At 32.0% G+C, this 241-nt stretch carries 1 pseudogene; it reads left to right on the top strand.

From position 1 onward, the window contains the following. Window positions 1-241 (top strand): annotated as a pseudogene (locus tag CAMP5118_RS08025) (methyl-accepting chemotaxis protein); the annotation flags it as partial.

Here is a 241-nt window from a genome sequence, read left to right as displayed (position 1 = left end):
AAGAAATAGTAGCTATGCTAAGACAATCCTCTGAATTTGCTAACTTACTTGCTAGTGAAAGTGGTAAATTACAAAGTGCTGTTAAGAACTTAACTGATTCTTCATCAAGCCAAGCTTCTTCTTTAGAAGAAACAGCAGCAGCATTAGAAGAGATTACTTCTTCTATGCAAAATGTATCTCATAAAACTAGTGAAGTAATTGCTCAAAGTGAAGAAATTAAAAATGTTACTTCTATTATTGG

The sequence above is a fragment of the Campylobacter sp. LMG 7929 genome, from assembly GCF_024723595.1.
Lineage (GTDB): Bacteria > Campylobacterota > Campylobacteria > Campylobacterales > Campylobacteraceae > Campylobacter_D.
The sequence above is the reverse complement of the archived record's forward strand: the minus strand, read 5'-3'. Positions and strand labels throughout refer to the sequence as shown.